Below are 17,171 nucleotides of genomic sequence, written 5' to 3'. Positions count from 1 at the left end.
GTTAGCGTTTGCTAACCCTTTTTACGTTTACCTTGAATGCTTTTTGCTGATGAGCTTAGCTAATCCGTTAGGATGATGGTTGTTCAACACCCACGGAGCTTTCTTCTACGGTTGGTTCTTGTCCCGTTTTGCGTTTATATTTTCCTTCCCAATATGTCGCATTCTTAATGCCGAGTTTTACTGGGTTGAAAAGATACTCATCGACACCTTGTTTTTGTTGTTCTTCATAATCTTTGAGTGCTGCAATAGCTGGTTTAGCCATAAAGAAGATGATCAAAATCCCGACTATGTTTAGCCACGCCATCAAACCCACGCCCACATCACCCATTGCCCAAGCAAGGTTCGCGGTTCTCACTGTGCCGTAGAATACCGTTGCGATGATCACTACTTTAAGAAGGAACATCAGGCCATCGACTTTAAAGGTGCGGCGAATGTAAGCAATATTCGTTTCAGCAATATAGTAGTATGCCAAAATCGTGGTAAAGGCGAAGAAGAACAGAGCAAACGCAACAAAAGGTTTACCCACGCCCGGTAGTGCGCTCTCAATCGCCATTTGGGTAAATACTGGGCCATTGGCACTAATATCCGCCGCGATGTTCTGTACTAAAAATGCACCTTCTGCGCCGCCGTGTACGTTATAAGCACCAGTGATCAGAATCATGAACGCGGTTGCGGAACAGACCAGCAAAGTATCAATGTAGATAGAAAATGCTTGCACTAAACCTTGCTGCGCTGGGTGATCAACACTCGCGGCAGCCGCAGCGTGCGGTCCAGTACCTTGGCCTGCTTCGTTTGAGTAAACACCTCGTTTTACCCCCCAACCAATCGCAGCACCAATACCTGCCATTGGTGTGAACGCATCACCAATGATCATGGAAAAAATACGTGGTACTTCACTGATGTTAAGCAGGATGATAACAAACGCAGTAATGACATAGGCCAAAGCCATAAATGGCACCACGACCTGTGTGAAGTTAGCGATACGCTTAACACCACCAAAGATGATGAAAGCTAAAATAATTGACACTACGGTACCAGTAAAAATCTTAGCAAAAGTGAAGCTACCGATAGTGGTTTCAATGATTGGGCCAGCCCCAAAAGCCGCTTCTACGGCATTACCAATGCTGTTGGATTGCACGCCAGGTAAAAGCACACCACAGGCAAAGATGGTGGAAATGGCGAAGATCCATGCATACCATTTTTGTCCCATCGCTTTTTCGATGTAATAAGCGGGGCCACCACGGAATTCACCTTCATCTTCTTCTTTATAAATTTGTGCCAGAGTTGACTCAGCATAAGCAGTCGCGGCACCAAAAAAGGCCACTACCCACATCCAGAAAATAGCACCAGGGCCACCAAAACCAATTGCTGCGGCTACGCCTGCAATATTACCCGTACCGACGCGTCCCGAAAGTGAAACGGCCAAAGCTTGGAAAGAGGATATCCCTTTGGTTGAGCTTTTTCCGGAAAGAAGAAGTCGCCACATTTCAAAAAAGTGACGGACCTGAACGAATCGGGTCACAATTGAGTAGAATAAACCCGCACCAAGGCATAAATAAATTAGCGCCGGGCTCCAGATTATTCCATTCAGAAAATCAACAAATGACTGCATATGCATTTCCCTGTTTTAGTAGTTTTGGTGAGTGTTGTGTTTGCTTTGTGGGCAACATATTAATCTTTTTGTAACTTAGATGTTAATTTATTTGTCTGTGAATAATCGTTAGCGTGATGAGGAACACAAAATGCTAATGAAATGTTAAATAATAGGTGGGTTAATTAGAATTGGCTAAAATTTCAGCGCATATGGGTTGGTCACCCGAAAGGTTGGAAATTAAATTCTCTCGGATGAATCATTATGCATAATAACTTTCCACTAAGGTTTAGCTAATAATAAGCATTTTCTATTGTGACTAGTTGGTGAGGTAGCGAGAGAGATTCAACTCATGAATTGGTAAAGCACAAGTTTGCTCACTGACAATGTCGGCAAGAAGCTGTCCAGATCCGCAAGCCATCGTCCACCCTAAGGTTCCATGTCCGGTATTGGTGTAGAGGTTTTCAAATGGAGTGGAGCCTATAATCGGGGTCCCGTCAGGCGTCATTGGTCTAAAGCCTGTCCAGAATTCAGCTTGTGCTAAATCACCGCCTTGAGGAAAGAGATCGGTCACGACTTTTGCAATGGTTGCTTTGCGCGCATCAGGCAAGGCAGGATCAAACCCGGCTAACTCTGCCGTGCCCGCGACACGAATTCGATCCTCAAAACGAGTGATGGCCACTTTATATGTTTCGTCCATTACCGTTGAACGTGGGGACAGTTCGGCGTCGACAATCGGCAGCGTTAGTGAGTATCCTTTCACTGGATAAACAGGAATGGAGATACCCAATGTCGCCAGTAAAGCGGTAGAGTAACTGCCGAGTGCGACGACATATTTGTCTGCTTTTAGCTCACCTTTATCGGTTTGGACAGCGATGATCTTTTTGCCTTCAGTGGTTAATGTTTTTATTTGTGTATCAAACAGAAATTGCACCCCACGGCTTTTCGCGAGCTCTGTTAATTGTTGGCAAAACAGATAGCAGTCCCCGGTTTCATCGTCGGGGAGGTACAAACCACCTCGCAATTTATCGCGTACAAGAGCAAGCCCCGGCTCTTGCTTAATGCACCCATCGACATCAAGAAGCTGATAACTAATCCCACTTTGCTCGAGTAGTTTGATGTCCCTTTGTACCGCTTGTAGCTGTTTTTCGCTGCGAAATATTTGCAACGTTCCAAGCCGACGGCCTTGATATTGCAGGTTATGTTGCTGATTCAGGTCAGCCAAACAAACGCGGCTGTAATTGGCAATCGCCAGCATTCGGACTTTATTGATGTTGTAACGATCCTGCTGGCAGTTCAATAACATTTTACCCATCCACGCTAACAGCTGTGGGTCGATAGACGGTTTTATTTTCAACGGTGCATGCTCTTCAAACAGCCACTTTAATGCTTTTTGTGGGATGCCGGGTGCAGCCCAAGGGGAAGAGTAGCCATAAGATATTTGCCCTGCGTTAGCAAAACTGGTCTCTTTTGCACCTTGTGATTGGCGATCCACCACCGTTACTCGGTGGCCCGCTTGTGATAAATACCATGCGCTGGTTAGCCCGATGACGCCGCTACCTAAGACGATCACGTCCATTACTTGCTCCTAAGATAGTTGTTGCACGTAGTTTTATTGCTTTACCTTTTATTAACAATCGATATAAATTATCACCAGTGTTTAGAATATCTATAAGCAAAAGCGATGAAAGGTAATACCTTATCCATATTGTCGACATTTGTGAAAGTGGCGCAATACAACAGTTTTAGTGAAGCAGCAAAGAGTTTACATTTAACGACAGGAGCTATTAGTCAGCAGCTTATCCTGTTAGAGCAGAAGATCGGTTTTAAACTATTTGAACGGCATTCTCGTGGCATTCGCTTAACTGACGAAGGACGAACTCTTGCTAGAGTGGTGAAGCAGAATATTCAAGATATTGAAAGTACTATTGCCTATCTTAATCAAAGTCGAAATATTAACGAAATCAAACTGAAGTCAACCCCATCATTTGCATTTAAATGGCTTGTACCTCGTCTAGAAAACTTCCATAGAAAACATCCAGATATCCAAATTCAAATATTCGCTGAGGGAGCGCTGGTAGACAGTGACCGACGAGACTACGACTTAGCGATTGATTATGGTCCATTGCCCTACAAAAAAATGAACGCGGAACTGCTATTTGAAGAGTACCTGCTACCAGTGATGAGCGCAGCCTACCTGCAAGCTCATCCACAATTACAGCATAGCCATTATCAGCAAGAAAGCTGGAATGGTGTCGTGCTACTGCATGATGCTATGCCGTGGGCAAATGCGTCGCGAGATTACGAATGGCTTTATTGGGCGTCAGAAATGGGGGTAGACATAGCGACTCAACAAGGTCATTTTTTCAATCGTACTGATATGGCGATGTCGGCCGCAGAAGCCGGAGTTGGAGTTGCGATGGCTAGAATGGCATTGATTGATAATGAATTAGAAACAGAGCGTTTGGTTTCCCCCTTTAAACCGCTCAAAGCAAATGCGGGCTATTATCTGATACATAACGGAAAAAATGATTGTATTGCGGCGTTTATTCGCTGGCTTAATCAACAAACTTAAGTTTAGAAAAAGTGACTTGTTAGAATTTATCGCCCTTAACCGAAGTGCAGGGCGATTTCATACAGTTAAGTTAATATGGTGTCTGAAGAGTCAGCTTATTGTTCTTTCTCTTTGAGCAATTCATTAAACTCAATTCTTGCTGCTTGTGCTGCCTCTGAGGCTTGTAGTTTATGCTCACGAGCAGCCATTACTGCTTCTGTTAGACTTTGTATCTCTGTTAATTGATCTTCAGGAGCTTCCCCAAGTTCTAAACCATTCTCACCACGTGCCAGTGCTTCTAACCGAATCACTTTCTTCAACTTCCAGATTGCAGCTAGGCTTTCTCTTTCTTGTTCTGCCGCTGTCATTGCTTCATCTTTTAAGCGTTCGAATTTTGCTAATGCCATTCCCTCTCTTGACCAAGGGTCTACATCAGGGAAATCTTCGATATTGATGACTGGATCTTCGTAGCCTTCTTGGTGGGCTAAGTCTAGAGTTGCTGCTTTGATCCCTGAAATCATTAACATTACAGCAATGATGAGTAATGGCAAACCACCGACGATGGCTGCTGTTTGTAGGGTTGAGAGCCCCCCCATAAACAGTAAAACCGAAGGCATAAAGGATAGTACGAATGCCCAAAATAGACGATTCCAGCGTAGAGGATCTTCAGTCACATTATTTTGCACCACAGAAGCTAAAATAAATGAGATGGAGTCAAAAGTTGTTGCCGTAAAAATGATACATAAAATAGTGAAAACGGCAATCACTATGGTACTCATTGGCAGTTGTTCAAGTATGGCAAAAATCGCTTTAGTGGCGCCGTGTTGATTTAGAATCGATACCACGTCCAGCTGCCCCGTTAATTGCAACGATAATCCATAGTTACCAAGAACCATAAAATAGAGTGCACAGCCCATCGAGCCAAAGAAAATGGAACCTGCGACCATTTGTTTAATAGTGCGACCACGAGAAATTCGCGCAACAAATAAGCCCATGCTAGGTGCAAATACTAACCACCATGCCCAATAAAAAATGGTCCAATCTTGTGGGAAATGAGTATCTGAAAATGAGCCATATCCACCAAATGGTTCTGCCCATGTAGCCATGATAAAGAAATTTGACAGCATACGACCAATAGAGTCGAGGCCCGTTTCCAATATAAAGATCGTTGGGCCTGCGACTAAAATAAAGGCCAACAGCGCTAATGCTCCCCAGAAGTTGATGTTACTCAGAACCTTAATTCCGTCATCCATCCCTTTGTAGGACGAATAAGCAAATAATGCCGTACACAGTAGTAAGACCCCAATTTGGCTGGTGGTGGTAGAGGGGATTCCAAATAAGTAACTAATGCCTTCATTAATCAGCGGAGCTGCTAAACCAAGGGTCGTTGCTGCACCACCGAGTAAACCAAAAATGAACAAAACATCAATCAATTTACCTAATTTTCCGTAGCTTCTCGCTTCACCAATTACTGGCATTAATGCTGAAGATATTTTCAGTACTGGCTGCTTACGTACGTAGAAGAAATAGGCAATCGGCAGAGCAGGTATAAGATATATGGACCACGCTATTGGCCCCCAGTGGAAAATGCCATATGTAGCAGCCCAGCGGATTGCTTCTTCACTGCCCGCTTCCAATTGGAAGGGAGGATTTTGATAATAGTATGCCCATTCGATGGTGCCCCAGTATAAAATACTGGCTCCAATTCCCCCACAAAATAGCATGGCGGCCCATGATCCCGTTGCAAATTCAGGTTTGTCGTCAGCATCACCAAGTTTTATTTGGCCAATATCACTGAAGATAATGTAAATCATAAAGAAAAAAGCCGCTAAACCAAGTCCAAGATAGAGAAACCCTAGTTTATCGGTCATAAAGGTTTTGGCGACGCTGATCCAGTATTCCCCTTGTGTTGGCCAAACCAACAGCGGCACGATTACTGAACACAGTAGAGCAAGCGCACCAAAAAAAGTGGGTTTGTCGATGAGTTCAAAGTGTTTTTTCATAAAATTCTCTAATATCCATTTGCTGAGAAAGAGCAAAAAGTCTCGTAAATTGGAGAGCAATACTATGAGCTTATCTGATTATGACAATTAGAATTTCATATGGTAACGACTCATTATATTTGTAATATATGTTTGGTGAATAAATAAGTAAGGGCAGGGTTATTCATTGGATGGAATGACTGTTCTGTTAACCTTTTATTTCGGTCATCTTATAAGTCTTTAACGTTTTAATCAGTATAAGTAATAAGGTATATGGCCGTGCTGATAGGCTAAATAGCGTCGGTATATTCAAATTAGCTGAAAATCATCAGCAAATTTGTTGTGGTTTCTATGCTCTTTTGGCGTAGTACACTGCTTAAAAATCAAGAGGAGTTATTTTATGTTTCATGCCCATGTTTATTTTGATCTCGCAGATCAAGCGAAAGCACAACGCGTACAACAAAAAATTGCCCAACAACGACATGATGTACAAGCCATGTTTGGCTTAGTACCAAGGCTTGTTGGCCCGCACTTAAAGCCGATGTTTGAAGTACACCTTGCTGACAATAGCCACGGATTTATTGAGTGGCTAGATGAACATCGGGAAGGTCTTAGCGTGTTAATCCATCCGGTTTCTGGAGACGATAGGTATGACCATTCTCAGGGGCAAGTTCTGTGGTTAGGAGAGACTTTAGGGGTGAACTTAGCCGTATTGCGTTAGAGGATGCCTATCAAATTAATAGCCACAGTGAATTAGTGTTTAATGCTCATCTTGTCTAGTCTGTACAGAACGCAGCAGAAACAATAATCGTGGCAAGGTTTTGAAGAAAAAGGTTTTTCGAACAAGTCGTGACCGCAGGCTCATCACCTCTCGTTGTTATTGTATATACATGATGTTGTTCTAAGTTTTGTTGCATTTGAATTTAATACAGTGAATGTTCAGCCAATATCGACCGTGCTGAGTGTTTTTAGAATAAATCAAGCACACTTAAATAGCCGCAGTAATGCGAAGCAAGGAGAACGCAATGGAGAATAAAGGTATGAATTCGGGCGGTAAATGCCCTGTCATGCACGGCGGAGTAACCTCTGCTGAACTATCGAACATGGATTGGTGGCCAAAAGCACTGAATCTTGACATTCTTCACCAGCACGACGTGAAAACCAACCCAATGGGGGCGGATTTTAATTACCGCGATGCGCTAAAAACATTGGATGTTGATGCCTTGAAAAAAGATCTCAAAGCACTAATGACCGATAGCCAAGAGTGGTGGCCTGCCGACTGGGGGCATTACGGCGGTTTGATGATCCGCATGGCATGGCACTCCGCGGGTACTTACCGAATTGCAGATGGTCGCGGTGGTGCGGGCTCTGGCAACCAGCGTTTTGCTCCGCTTAACTCGTGGCCTGATAACGCCAATTTAGATAAAGCTCGTCGCTTATTGTGGCCAATCAAACAAAAATACGGCAACAAAATCAGTTGGGCGGATCTGATGATCTTGGCGGGTAATATGGCTTATGAATCCATGGGGCTTAAAACCTTTGGTTTCGCTTTTGGTCGTGAAGATATTTGGCACCCAGAAAAAGACACTTATTGGGGCTCAGAAAAAGAGTGGCTAGCGCCAAGTGGCGGAGAAAATAGCCGCTATTCCGGTGTGCGTGATCTAGAAAACCCGCTTGCTGCCGTGATGATGGGCCTGATTTATGTAAACCCTGAAGGCGTTGACGGTAATCCAGACCCGCTTAAAACCGCACATGACATGCGCGTCACTTTTGAGCGCATGGCAATGAATGATGAAGAAACCGTGGCGCTGACAGCGGGTGGGCATACGGTGGGTAAAGCGCATGGTAATGGTAGCGCTGCGAACTTAGGGCCAGATCCTGAAGGGGCGGACTTGCACGAACAAGGCTTGGGTTGGAATAACCATGCCAGTCGTGGCATTGGCCGTAATACCGTCACTAGTGGTATTGAAGGTGCATGGACTACGCACCCAACCCAGTGGGATAACGGCTTCTTCCACCTGTTGTTTACCTACGAATGGCAACTGACGAAGAGCCCTGCTGGCGCGTGGCAGTGGGAGCCAATCAACATCAAAGAGGAAGATAAACCGGTTGATGTGGAAGACCCAAGCATTCGTTATAACCCTATGATGACCGATGCCGATATGGCGCTGAAGATGGATCCTGAATATCGCAAGATCTCAGAGCGTTTCTACAAAGACCCAGCGTATTTCTCTGAAGTGTTTGCGCGAGCTTGGTTTAAGCTTACTCACCGTGATATGGGGCCTAAAGCGCGTTACTTTGGCCCTGATGTTCCGGCAGAAGATCTCATTTGGCAAGATCCCATCCCCGCAGGTCGTAAAGATTATGATGTGGATGCAGTAAAAGCAAAAATAGCGGCCAGCGGCTTAAGCATCAGTGAGATGGTCAGCACCGCATGGGATAGTGCTCGTACTTTCCGTGGTTCCGATAAACGTGGTGGCGCTAACGGTGCGCGCATTCGCTTGGCTCCTCAAAAAGATTGGCAAGGTAATGAGCCAGAAAGACTCAGCAAAGTGTTGGCTGTTCTGGATAAAATTGCTGCTGATGCGGGTATTAGCATCGCCGATACCATTGTTTTGGCGGGTAACGTCGGTGTTGAACAAGCGGCCAAAGCGGCAGGCGTTAATATTACTGTGCCTTTTACTACCGGACGTGGTGATGCAACGCTTGAACAAACGGATGTGGAATCGTTTGATGTGCTTGAGCCACTGGCGGATGGTTTCCGTAACTGGCAAAAGAAACATTACGTGGTTAACCCAGAAGAGATGCTGTTAGATAAAGCGCAACTATTGCGCCTGACCGCCCCAGAAATGACCGTATTGATTGGTGGATTGCGAGTGCTCGGTACAAACTATGGCGGCAGTCAACATGGTGTATTGACAGACCGTGTTGGGGCGTTGACTAACGATTTCTTCGTTAACCTCACCGACATGAATTACACTTGGAAGCCAACAGGCCGTAACTCTTACGATATGGTTGAGCGTAAGAGCGGTAAAACAAAATGGACAGCGACTCGTGTTGATTTGGTGTTTGGCTCAAACTCCATTTTGCGCTCATACGCTGAAATTTACGCGCAGGACGATAACAAAGAGAAGTTCGTCAAAGACTTTGTCGCTGCTTGGACCAAAATCATGAACGCCGATCGCTTCGACGTGTTGTAAACCCTCTTCACTCAGTAATCTTGATATTAAGGCCCTCTTAGCGAGGGCCTTGTCGTGCCTCGGTTTTCTCTCTAAACGGCTTGTTTATAAAAGACTGGTCCCTAAAAAACGAGTGTTTCTAAAAACAGACGGAACCTGAAAACAGATGGTATCTAAAAAATAGAGGGCATCTAGGAAGCATCACACAGCGATATATTTTATTGTAATTCCAAGTGCGCCAGTGTTTTGAAGTGCTTGAAGGTTTCGCATTGCGACAGACTTTTGCCTAATTTTTTATTAATCAGCACTTGGAAAAGATCATACAGCCCCATCGCTTCTTCATAGTCACATTTACTTAAGGCGAGGAAAAAGATCAGATAGGCTTTTTCACCATTGCCCCATTCAATTCCACGCGGTGCAGCGACGGTGTAAACCATCGAACGTTTAGCAAAGAGTTCAATTGAGTGAGGTAGAGCAATGTATTCGCCCATCATGGTTGAAACCAAACTCTCTCGCTCTTGCAGTGAAGCTCGGTATCCTTCCTCTACCAACTCTGTTGATTCAAGATGCGAGCAAACCTGTTCAAAGAGGTGTGATTGCTCAATGACGTCATCAAGGTAGAGAAATTGAGCCTTGGAAAAATACTTATCCAAAAGATAAGAGTGCGTGCGATCAACCAACACTTGTTTGCCCAGTTCTTCCAATTGATGTTGGGTAGGGAAGGGGTCAACCACAAAGCTCTGAATCTCTCTATTGGCTAAGGGCATGGTGGTAATAATGAGGTCCGCTTGCGTGGTATCAGCGGTGATCAACTGTTCAGGGGAATAAACCGTTTTCATATCCAATTGCGGATACTGGCGGCGGATGATCGCTTCTAGCCCAAGTGTTGCGGCATTACCGGCGTCGCAATACAGGAGCGCTTTGGGTGTACGGTGACCTAAATGGTAATTACGTTCAAGCCCCACACCAATGTGAATCACAAGATAGCCTATTTCGTGCTGTGTCATGCAGTGACCCGTCTCTCTGATCCAGTCTGCGATGGCCGATAAGGTAATACTGTAAGCGAGTGGGTAGTGCTGTTTGATATGCTCGGCCAATGGGTTAATTGTGGCGACATGATGTTTGACACGAATGATCATATGGCAGACGTGGTTGTGAAGATCGCGGCGTAATAGTGCATCGTCACGCACATCGTAAGGGTAATTTTGATAGATATAGTCAAAGATGTGAGTGACTAGAGCATCGGCTTCATGCTGTACACTCTGGCTAAGGAGTGCTTGATTCGTCGCAATTCTCGCTTGAATGTGAATCGCCAAGGCGGCAATTTCATGGTTATTGGCGGGTAACAGCATCGGTAGCGCAGAAAATAACGCTTTGGCAATTGGTAGCGTCGTTTCATGAACATCGTTTTTAGAAAATTCGGTAAGCTCTTTGCCACACGCGAGCCTGTGCAGTGTGACGGCGGCATAAAGGGTTAACCAACGCAGCCCAATATCATTGATATAGAGTGTATGGTTGGTCAACACTTCACGAAAGCGCGCTGCAAAAATTTGCTGAGATTTTTCAGGGAAAATCGTACTAATAAAGCCCAGAGCTTGTTTTGTCTCTTTTTGTTCGATGTAGATAAGTTGTGTTAAACGGGAGCGAATCGCCATTTCTGGGCCTTGGATCAGCATGCCCAAACGAGGTTTACTTTCAATCGATAAACCAAACGTGGCCAGTTGGCTGCGTACATCAACCATATCATTTTGAATAACGGTACGGCTTAGATTCCATGTCTCGGCCAATTCGTCAATTTTTACGCCTTGTTCTGCCGTTAATAGCAGTACTTGAATCTGGATGATGCGCTCTTTACTGGTCCTTGGAATCGTTTCTGCATTTTGCACCCTCGATAAAAAATGCTCGAAAGTTGATGGGTTGTAGATATTGAGTTGGTAACCGGAACCGCGCTGGTGGAGAAGATGTGCGCCATGATTGACCATCACATTATTGAGCAGCGCGACATCGGTGCGTATGGTGCGTGTCGAAACATTAAGCCGTTGCGCAAGTTCGTCCTGAGTCAAAGGCGAGGCGGATACAGCATCCAACAAATGAATTAGGCGAGGGTGCGGTAGCTTGTACATCATCGATTCCTATTCCAGCATGAACAGCGCTATCTAAAAGGTAAAATGCACTAAAGGCAATAGATAGCCAACTCTTTGTTATGCCGGAGCACATGCTCCGGCGTCGGTGTTATGAATGTGCCAGTTGTTTTTGAGTCATGGCCAGCAGGGTTTTCACATCCTCGGGGCGAGTCTGTCCGGTTTTCTCATCGATGATTGAGCTATAGATATGTGGAATGACTTTTTCTACACCCGCATCGAGAGCGATGCGTAAGATCTCTTCAAAGTTGTCCAAATCAATACCACCAGTAGGCTCTAACCAAAAGTGGTGACGAGCACAGGCGTTGGCAACTTCTTGGTACTCAGCTTTGCATTTTAGCCCCTGCATTGGGAAGAATTTGACCGAGCTGCAGCCCATATCTTGCAACATGGCAATCGCCGTATCAACGGGAACAACCGCTTCTTCCATACCTGAACTTTTCGGGCCAGTTGAGATTTTAACCAAGCCAACAGTGCCTGATGGTGAAATCAAACCATTCACGATAGTGTGATTTTGACCTAGAGCTTGACGCGTAGCCCCCACACCAGTAAAGACTTGATTGACATGCTGAGGCTGTAGTATTCCGGCTAAAGCCGTCACCATATCCGATTGTTTCGGATCCCCTGCGCCAAGGCCAATCGATAAAGCATTCTCGATTTTTTCAGCGCACGCTTTCATATCAGCCGCAGCACTTGCGGTATCTGGGTAATCTTTCGAGAGCATACCGACCAACACATGGCCTTGTGCGGCTTGATAAATATCAATTGCATTCTGATGAGAGCCCGCCAGCACATTGAGACATAAACGGTTAGCGTAAAAATTAGGGCTTAAAGACATTCTAATGACTCCTGATTCAGTTGGTTCATGGCGCTAAGAATAAGTTCAAGTTGATGAGATGAAACACTGCGGACATCAAATTCCACCGAACCCTCATTGGATTTGTAAGCGCGGCAGTAAATCGCTGGGTTACCATTTTGGAGGCGTGTGACGGCTTCATTAGCGCTGATACCAAATTGTTTGGCATCAAAACTCACTTCTGCACGTGCGATATCTCGGCCTGCACTGTCCCAAACCACGCGCGCGCTTATCCCTTCAATACGGTTTAACCCCTCGATAAATGGTGTCATTTTATCCACCATTTGTTGGCCGGTTTCTTGTTGGCGGCTTAAGTACAACTCAATGGCATGCGTTAGGCCTAAAATGCCTTCTTTACCGACTTTCATAGCACGGCCAATCCCTGCAGATTGCTGCTTAACCCATTCCACATATTGATGTTTCCCAATCACTAAACCGCTGGTTGGGCCTTCAATCGCTTTCGCACCACTGTAGATAACCAGATCAGCCCCTTGCTGATAATAGAGTTGTAGATCCTCTTCTGCTGCTGCATCAACAATCAGCGGAAGCTGGTGGTCTTGAGCCACTTTGGCCGCTTGTGCCACGGTTAACATGCTTTTTTGCACGCAATGGTGCGATTTAATGTAGAGAATGGCGGCGGTATTGGGGGTGATTGCCGCGGCTAATTGTTCTGCGCTGCATTCATTAGCCCAACCGGCCTCAATCAGGTTACCGCCGCCAAGATTTACCATGCTGCCAACCGGGGCACCATAATTGACGTTATGCCCTTTGGGGATCACAATATCCGTTGCGATCGGGTGCGTTTTTGCATGCAGATGCTCAAGCAGATAAGGGTTACCACGCACAATGACTGCCGCGACACTCTGTGCAATTCCCGCTGAAGCGCATGAGACGACGACTGCATTTTCAACTTGCAGCAAACGAGCAATATATTGGCCAGTTTTGTTCACCAAATCGCTCATTTCAAAGTAGTTGTTCATCCCAAAACAGACAGTCTGCTCCACTTCGGGTTGCGGAGTAGAAACACCAAGAGCTGTCATACGGCCAGATGCGTTGATCACTTGTTTCAAGTGATATTTTTCAAGAATGGAAGACATAATGCTGTTGTCCTTGTTCAGTCAATACAAGCTTGCCGTCAATAATGGCAGCAAGAGGCGTAAATCTCTGTTGTCCAGTTCGATACTGGTGATGAGTATCGGTGTAGTTAACCGACGCTTTATTGATGGTGTAGAGCGTTAAATCGGCATCATAGCCTGCAATTAAGTGCCCCTTTTTCGCTAGGCGAAGTGCTTGCGCTGCTTGACTCGTCACGCGCTCAATGATCTGCTCATGGGATAATCCGAGCGTAAAAAACATCGACATCAGGTGGGCAAGACCGTAAACCGGGCCATTGAGCCGGTTTTTACAGTAAATGTCAGAACTGATTGTATCGGGCAAAATCCCTTGTGCGATTGCCTGCTCCGCCACCTCAAAACTGAAACTGGCACTGCCGTGGCCGATATCAAGTTTCAGGCCTCGAGCTCTGGCCTGCTGAACGCTGCTTTTTATTTCCCCATGACAATCAAGAATGCGGTTAGGCTTGCCATTAAAGCAGTGAGTGAGAATATCGCCTTTGCCCAGCAGAGCGACAATCTCATCCAAATCTGGCGGCGCATTACCGACGTGCACCATCAATGGAACGCAGCCGCATTGCTGTTGTAATGCTTTGGCTGCATGAAGTGGCATTAAGCCATTGTGGCCGACAACACTACCGCTCATGCGTGCTTTTAAGCCGACAATAAATTCGGGATGACGAAGCAGTGCTTGCTTTGCGCTATCCAGATCAATGTCGTTAGCATCGGCCAGTTCATTTTGGCGCAACAAGCCAATTTTCGAGATGTTAAGTAGTGCGTGCACATGGGTTGTGCATTGCGCTGCAAGCTGCGCAAAATCATCCACATCGTTTGTGCCTGTGCTGCCCGCATCAATGACAGTCGTCACGCCACCGGACACCCCAACGTTATCGGGGTGGTCGTTATAAATAGGCGAGTTCGGATAGCAGTGAGTGTGGCCGTCAATCCAACCAGCACTCACAAAAACGTCATGATCTAAATCGACGGTCTGTTTTGCCAATGAACCAGCAAGATCGCCCACCGCCGCTATTTTGTTGCCCTGAAGGGCGATATCGATACTACACCCACCCGCTTGTTGGGCATTTTTGATCAGGATGTCATACATAATTTGCATCTCACGCTCTTCGCTCATCGGCGCGAAGAGCGATTCTCAGTAGAATTTAAACCCCAGCTTGTTTTACAGTGCGATAGGAAAAAGAGCTCCTAACGCCATCGCTCCGAGAATTGCACCACCCGTAATCGGTTTACCCCACACATAGAAAATTAATGCGCCACCTAGAGAGCCGATCCCAATCGGGATAGAAGCGGCCATCGCAGATAAAATGATCAATGGTCCAAGAAAACGGCCGGAGCTATTGCCTGCTCCCATCATCACATCAGCCCCGTAGGTTGAATCGCTTTGGTTGATGGTAAATTTACGTGCCAGCACAATTAAGCCACCAATCGCCAAACCAGCGAGCATGCCTGTGATTAACGAAGCGGTGAAATTTTCAAGAGGATAAACAATGCCAGCACCCAGTAGTAAAGCTGGAATCCCTAAACCCACACCGGTTTGCACTGCGCCACCGATATCCAAAATGCCCACGAGCGAACCTTCAATGATGCGTGCAAACAGAAAGCTTGCACCAAAAGCGGCCACCGCACCGTACGCGCCTGTATCCATCCCTGCTCGCAGCATGGAAACAAACGCCACTTCGTTAAAAGCACCGACACCGTATAAGTAGTACATGTGCGTTCCGGCAAAAACCCCGGCTGAAAGCAAGCCCACGAAAATCGGGAAAGACCAGTCGGCATACCAAAAGTTGTGTTTCATTTTTTCGTCCATGGTCAACTCCTTATTTGCCACTGATCATGAGATGGATGTTTTCAAGCCACAAAGGAACTTGCATATGGAAAGCTTCGATAAATTTCATGTCGAACCCGCGGAAGAAAGCACTTAACGCAAACAGTGCAATAATCGCCGCCATCATGATCTGGGTTACTTTGTTCCAACCACTCTCTTCAACACCTTTACCAATCAAAATACCCAGCACCAAACCAGGAACGGCGTTGCCCATGATCATTTGCGCTAAACCACCAAAGATAGTGGCCCAAAAGCCCGATTTCTTACCCGCTTCAATTGCCGCTAGCCAGAAAATAACCGGCATGACGGTATTCACCAGTAAGTTTGCCGCTGGTACTAATACCTTTACCGCCGTGACTTGCAGCGCCGCAGGAACGGCCGCCGCCGTTGAGTTAAGAAACGCAACCACAATCGCACCGATAATGGCGCAAGCAATGCCCATTCGTTTTGGATCATGCAAGGTAGTGGCAAGGTCGCGGTTTTTTATCATCAGCGCCGCCGCGCCCCAGTTCGGGATGATGCGGTGGTCAACATCTTGAGTGAATGCCCCTGCCGCAACCGTTGAGGCCCAAGCATTAAAGAAGAATCCAAGCCCAAAAGAGAAGTGAGAGGCAGGGTCGCCTTCACACGAGTTCAACTCTCCCAGAGTACGAAATGCACCCATACCTTGGATAGTTGGAGCATGGAACATCCTTGCCGCGCCTACTCCAACGCCGATACCGACTAAGCCACCAATGATGATGGACTTAAAGAGAATGATAAGAAACATGTCAGGGATCCTTATAGTGACCTGTTAACGTTTGAAATCGACCTGTTCCACATCGATGTGGGTCAGGCTGACCGTAACCTCTAGCTTGACGCTGTATTGGCGTCGATCTCTTGCAAGAAAGAAGAAAAGGAATTTCTCTCGCTTTACTTTCTCTTCTGCTTGCAAAACGTTGACGTCTAACGGCTCAATCCGGAGGAGGACTTTTGCGTTATTCTTAAGTAACGTGGGTTGTACTTGGCTTAAAGCCGCGGCAAAAGCCTGCTGCTTTGTTTCGCCCTTGCCACTCACAGTTACCTTAGTGGTTAACTGCTCTTTCATGCTTTGACGCCATGCTTAGCCACAAACGCCTTCACCAGTTTTTCGCCCAGCTCTTCTTTATCCATAAAGCCGAAACCCAAAACCACACAGCCTTCATTGATCGCGGTTATCCCTTCCTCAACAGAGCGCATTCCATAACGGCATTGATAGCCATATTTTGTTTGCGCTGTGATAGCACCTGCGCCGCCGCTGCCGCAAAAAGAGATCCCTAAATCGGCTTGCTGCTGTTGCATGACATCACCTAACTTCATGTCTGCGGCCATGCCGGGAATAACGGTCACTTCAGCGCCTGCCGCTTGAGCACCGGCTCCTACTTTCTGACCTTTGCCCATGCGATCACCAATAACGACTTTGATTACTGACATGTTGTTTCTCCTGCTGTTGGGTTTAATTCGTTTTCTTTAGCTACTTCAAAATGGACCGAAAGCAGATGCGCTTCTTCATAAGCGAGGTTCTCCATCCAACGACACACTTGCTCGGCCAAGGTGAAACAAATGGGAGAGATTTCATCAAACATCTCCATATCGAGTTCAGGTAACGATTCACCGCTAAATGAGCGCCAAACCATCGCTTTGATGTGTGTTTCGAGCATTTTTTTCTGTAGCGAATCGGGGTAGATAGCGTGTGAATTAAGCAAGGCAATGGCTCGTTCGGTGAGCGACAAGCCAAGCTCTATAATCTGTGCATCATCCATGCTAATGGGTTGAGAGTTTTGCACCGTGGGATTCTCCAAATGTTTAGCTTGGAGAAGAAAATAGCGTAAAAGGGAGCAAGGGTGGATAAGCCCTATTTCCACTTCCAAATGGAAATAAACCGTGGCCAGTAA

At 46.1% G+C, this 17,171-nt stretch carries 15 protein-coding genes; 3 read left to right on the top strand and 12 right to left on the bottom strand.

Translation table 11 applies throughout. The features are described 5' to 3' along the window. Positions 1–67: 67 nt before the first annotated feature. Together AACV32_RS02150 and AACV32_RS02145 are read right to left on the bottom strand one after the other, a co-directional pair. The gene (locus AACV32_RS02150) at positions 68–1,612 is read right to left on the bottom strand and encodes an alanine/glycine:cation symporter family protein (protein ID WP_017049427.1); all 1,545 of its coding nucleotides are present in this window, start codon (positions 1,610–1,612) and stop codon (positions 68–70) included. Positions 1,613–1,910: 298 nt separating this feature from the next. Beyond that, a complete protein-coding gene (locus AACV32_RS02145) occupies positions 1,911–3,170 on the bottom strand; it encodes a D-amino acid dehydrogenase (protein WP_170894855.1) in 1,260 nt (419 codons plus the stop codon). 105 nt (positions 3,171–3,275) lie between these two features. Here AACV32_RS02145 and AACV32_RS02140 point away from each other — a divergent pair, with 105 nt between their 5' ends. Continuing rightward, on the top strand, positions 3,276–4,166 hold the full coding sequence (locus tag AACV32_RS02140; protein WP_170894854.1) for a LysR substrate-binding domain-containing protein: 891 nt from the start codon (positions 3,276–3,278) through the stop codon (positions 4,164–4,166). A 95-nt stretch (positions 4,167–4,261) separates the two neighbouring features. On the opposite strand, the gene AACV32_RS02135 is transcribed toward AACV32_RS02140, so the two are convergent. Further along, positions 4,262–6,148, bottom strand: a complete 1,887-nt coding sequence (locus tag AACV32_RS02135) for a BCCT family transporter (RefSeq protein WP_170894853.1) — start codon at positions 6,146–6,148, stop codon at positions 4,262–4,264. A 379-nt stretch (positions 6,149–6,527) separates the two neighbouring features. Between AACV32_RS02135 and AACV32_RS02130 the strand changes: the two genes are divergently transcribed. Further along, positions 6,528–6,848, top strand: coding sequence for a DOPA 4,5-dioxygenase family protein (locus AACV32_RS02130; protein WP_019281185.1), 321 nt, complete (start codon positions 6,528–6,530; stop codon positions 6,846–6,848). 304 nt (positions 6,849–7,152) lie between these two features. Then, positions 7,153–9,327, top strand: a complete 2,175-nt coding sequence (katG, locus tag AACV32_RS02125; protein ID WP_170894852.1) for a catalase/peroxidase HPI — start codon at positions 7,153–7,155, stop codon at positions 9,325–9,327. A gap of 197 nt (positions 9,328–9,524) precedes the next feature. On the opposite strand, the gene AACV32_RS02120 is transcribed toward katG, so the two are convergent. The 9 genes from AACV32_RS02120 to AACV32_RS02080 form a co-directional block, all read right to left on the bottom strand. Beyond that, positions 9,525–11,432, bottom strand: a complete 1,908-nt coding sequence (locus AACV32_RS02120) for a BglG family transcription antiterminator (RefSeq protein ID WP_249339514.1) — start codon at positions 11,430–11,432, stop codon at positions 9,525–9,527. Positions 11,433–11,538: 106 nt separating this feature from the next. Then, entirely contained in the window at positions 11,539–12,285 is a 747-nt protein-coding gene (dagF, locus tag AACV32_RS02115; RefSeq protein ID WP_170894851.1) for a 2-dehydro-3-deoxy-phosphogluconate aldolase, read from the bottom strand. Continuing rightward, positions 12,276–13,400, bottom strand: a complete 1,125-nt coding sequence (locus tag AACV32_RS02110) for a DgaE family pyridoxal phosphate-dependent ammonia lyase (protein ID WP_017049433.1) — start codon at positions 13,398–13,400, stop codon at positions 12,276–12,278. Before AACV32_RS02110 ends, dagF begins: the two co-directional genes overlap by 10 nt. Next, complete coding sequence (locus AACV32_RS02105) at positions 13,384–14,547, bottom strand: amidohydrolase/deacetylase family metallohydrolase (RefSeq protein WP_212752741.1); 1,164 nt, start codon at positions 14,545–14,547, stop codon at positions 13,384–13,386. Before AACV32_RS02105 ends, AACV32_RS02110 begins: the two co-directional genes overlap by 17 nt. 45 nt (positions 14,548–14,592) lie before the next feature. Further along, positions 14,593–15,240 carry a DUF4310 family protein gene (locus tag AACV32_RS02100; RefSeq protein WP_017045613.1) on the bottom strand — a complete coding sequence of 216 codons (648 nt, stop codon included), beginning with the start codon at positions 15,238–15,240 and terminating at the stop codon, positions 14,593–14,595. 10 nt (positions 15,241–15,250) lie between these two features. Further along, entirely contained in the window at positions 15,251–16,027 is a 777-nt protein-coding gene (locus AACV32_RS02095) for a DUF4311 domain-containing protein (protein ID WP_017045612.1), read from the bottom strand. 24 nt (positions 16,028–16,051) lie between these two features. Next, positions 16,052–16,345: a DUF4312 family protein gene (locus AACV32_RS02090; RefSeq protein WP_010320376.1), complete on the bottom strand. Its 294-nt coding sequence runs from the start codon at positions 16,343–16,345 to the stop codon at positions 16,052–16,054. After that, the gene (locus tag AACV32_RS02085) at positions 16,342–16,710 is read right to left on the bottom strand and encodes an SFCGS family glycine-rich protein (RefSeq protein ID WP_019281179.1); all 369 of its coding nucleotides are present in this window, start codon (positions 16,708–16,710) and stop codon (positions 16,342–16,344) included. The genes AACV32_RS02090 and AACV32_RS02085 overlap by 4 nt, the downstream gene beginning before the upstream one ends. Further along, entirely contained in the window at positions 16,701–17,063 is a 363-nt protein-coding gene (locus AACV32_RS02080) for a transcriptional regulator (protein WP_228209387.1), read from the bottom strand. Before AACV32_RS02080 ends, AACV32_RS02085 begins: the two co-directional genes overlap by 10 nt. Positions 17,064–17,171: the final 108 nt, after the last annotated feature.

Source organism: Vibrio sp. B7, from assembly GCF_963888765.1.
In the GTDB taxonomy this organism is placed as follows: domain Bacteria; phylum Pseudomonadota; class Gammaproteobacteria; order Enterobacterales; family Vibrionaceae; genus Vibrio; species Vibrio anguillarum.
The sequence above is the reverse complement of the archived record's forward strand: the minus strand, read 5'-3'. Positions and strand labels throughout refer to the sequence as shown.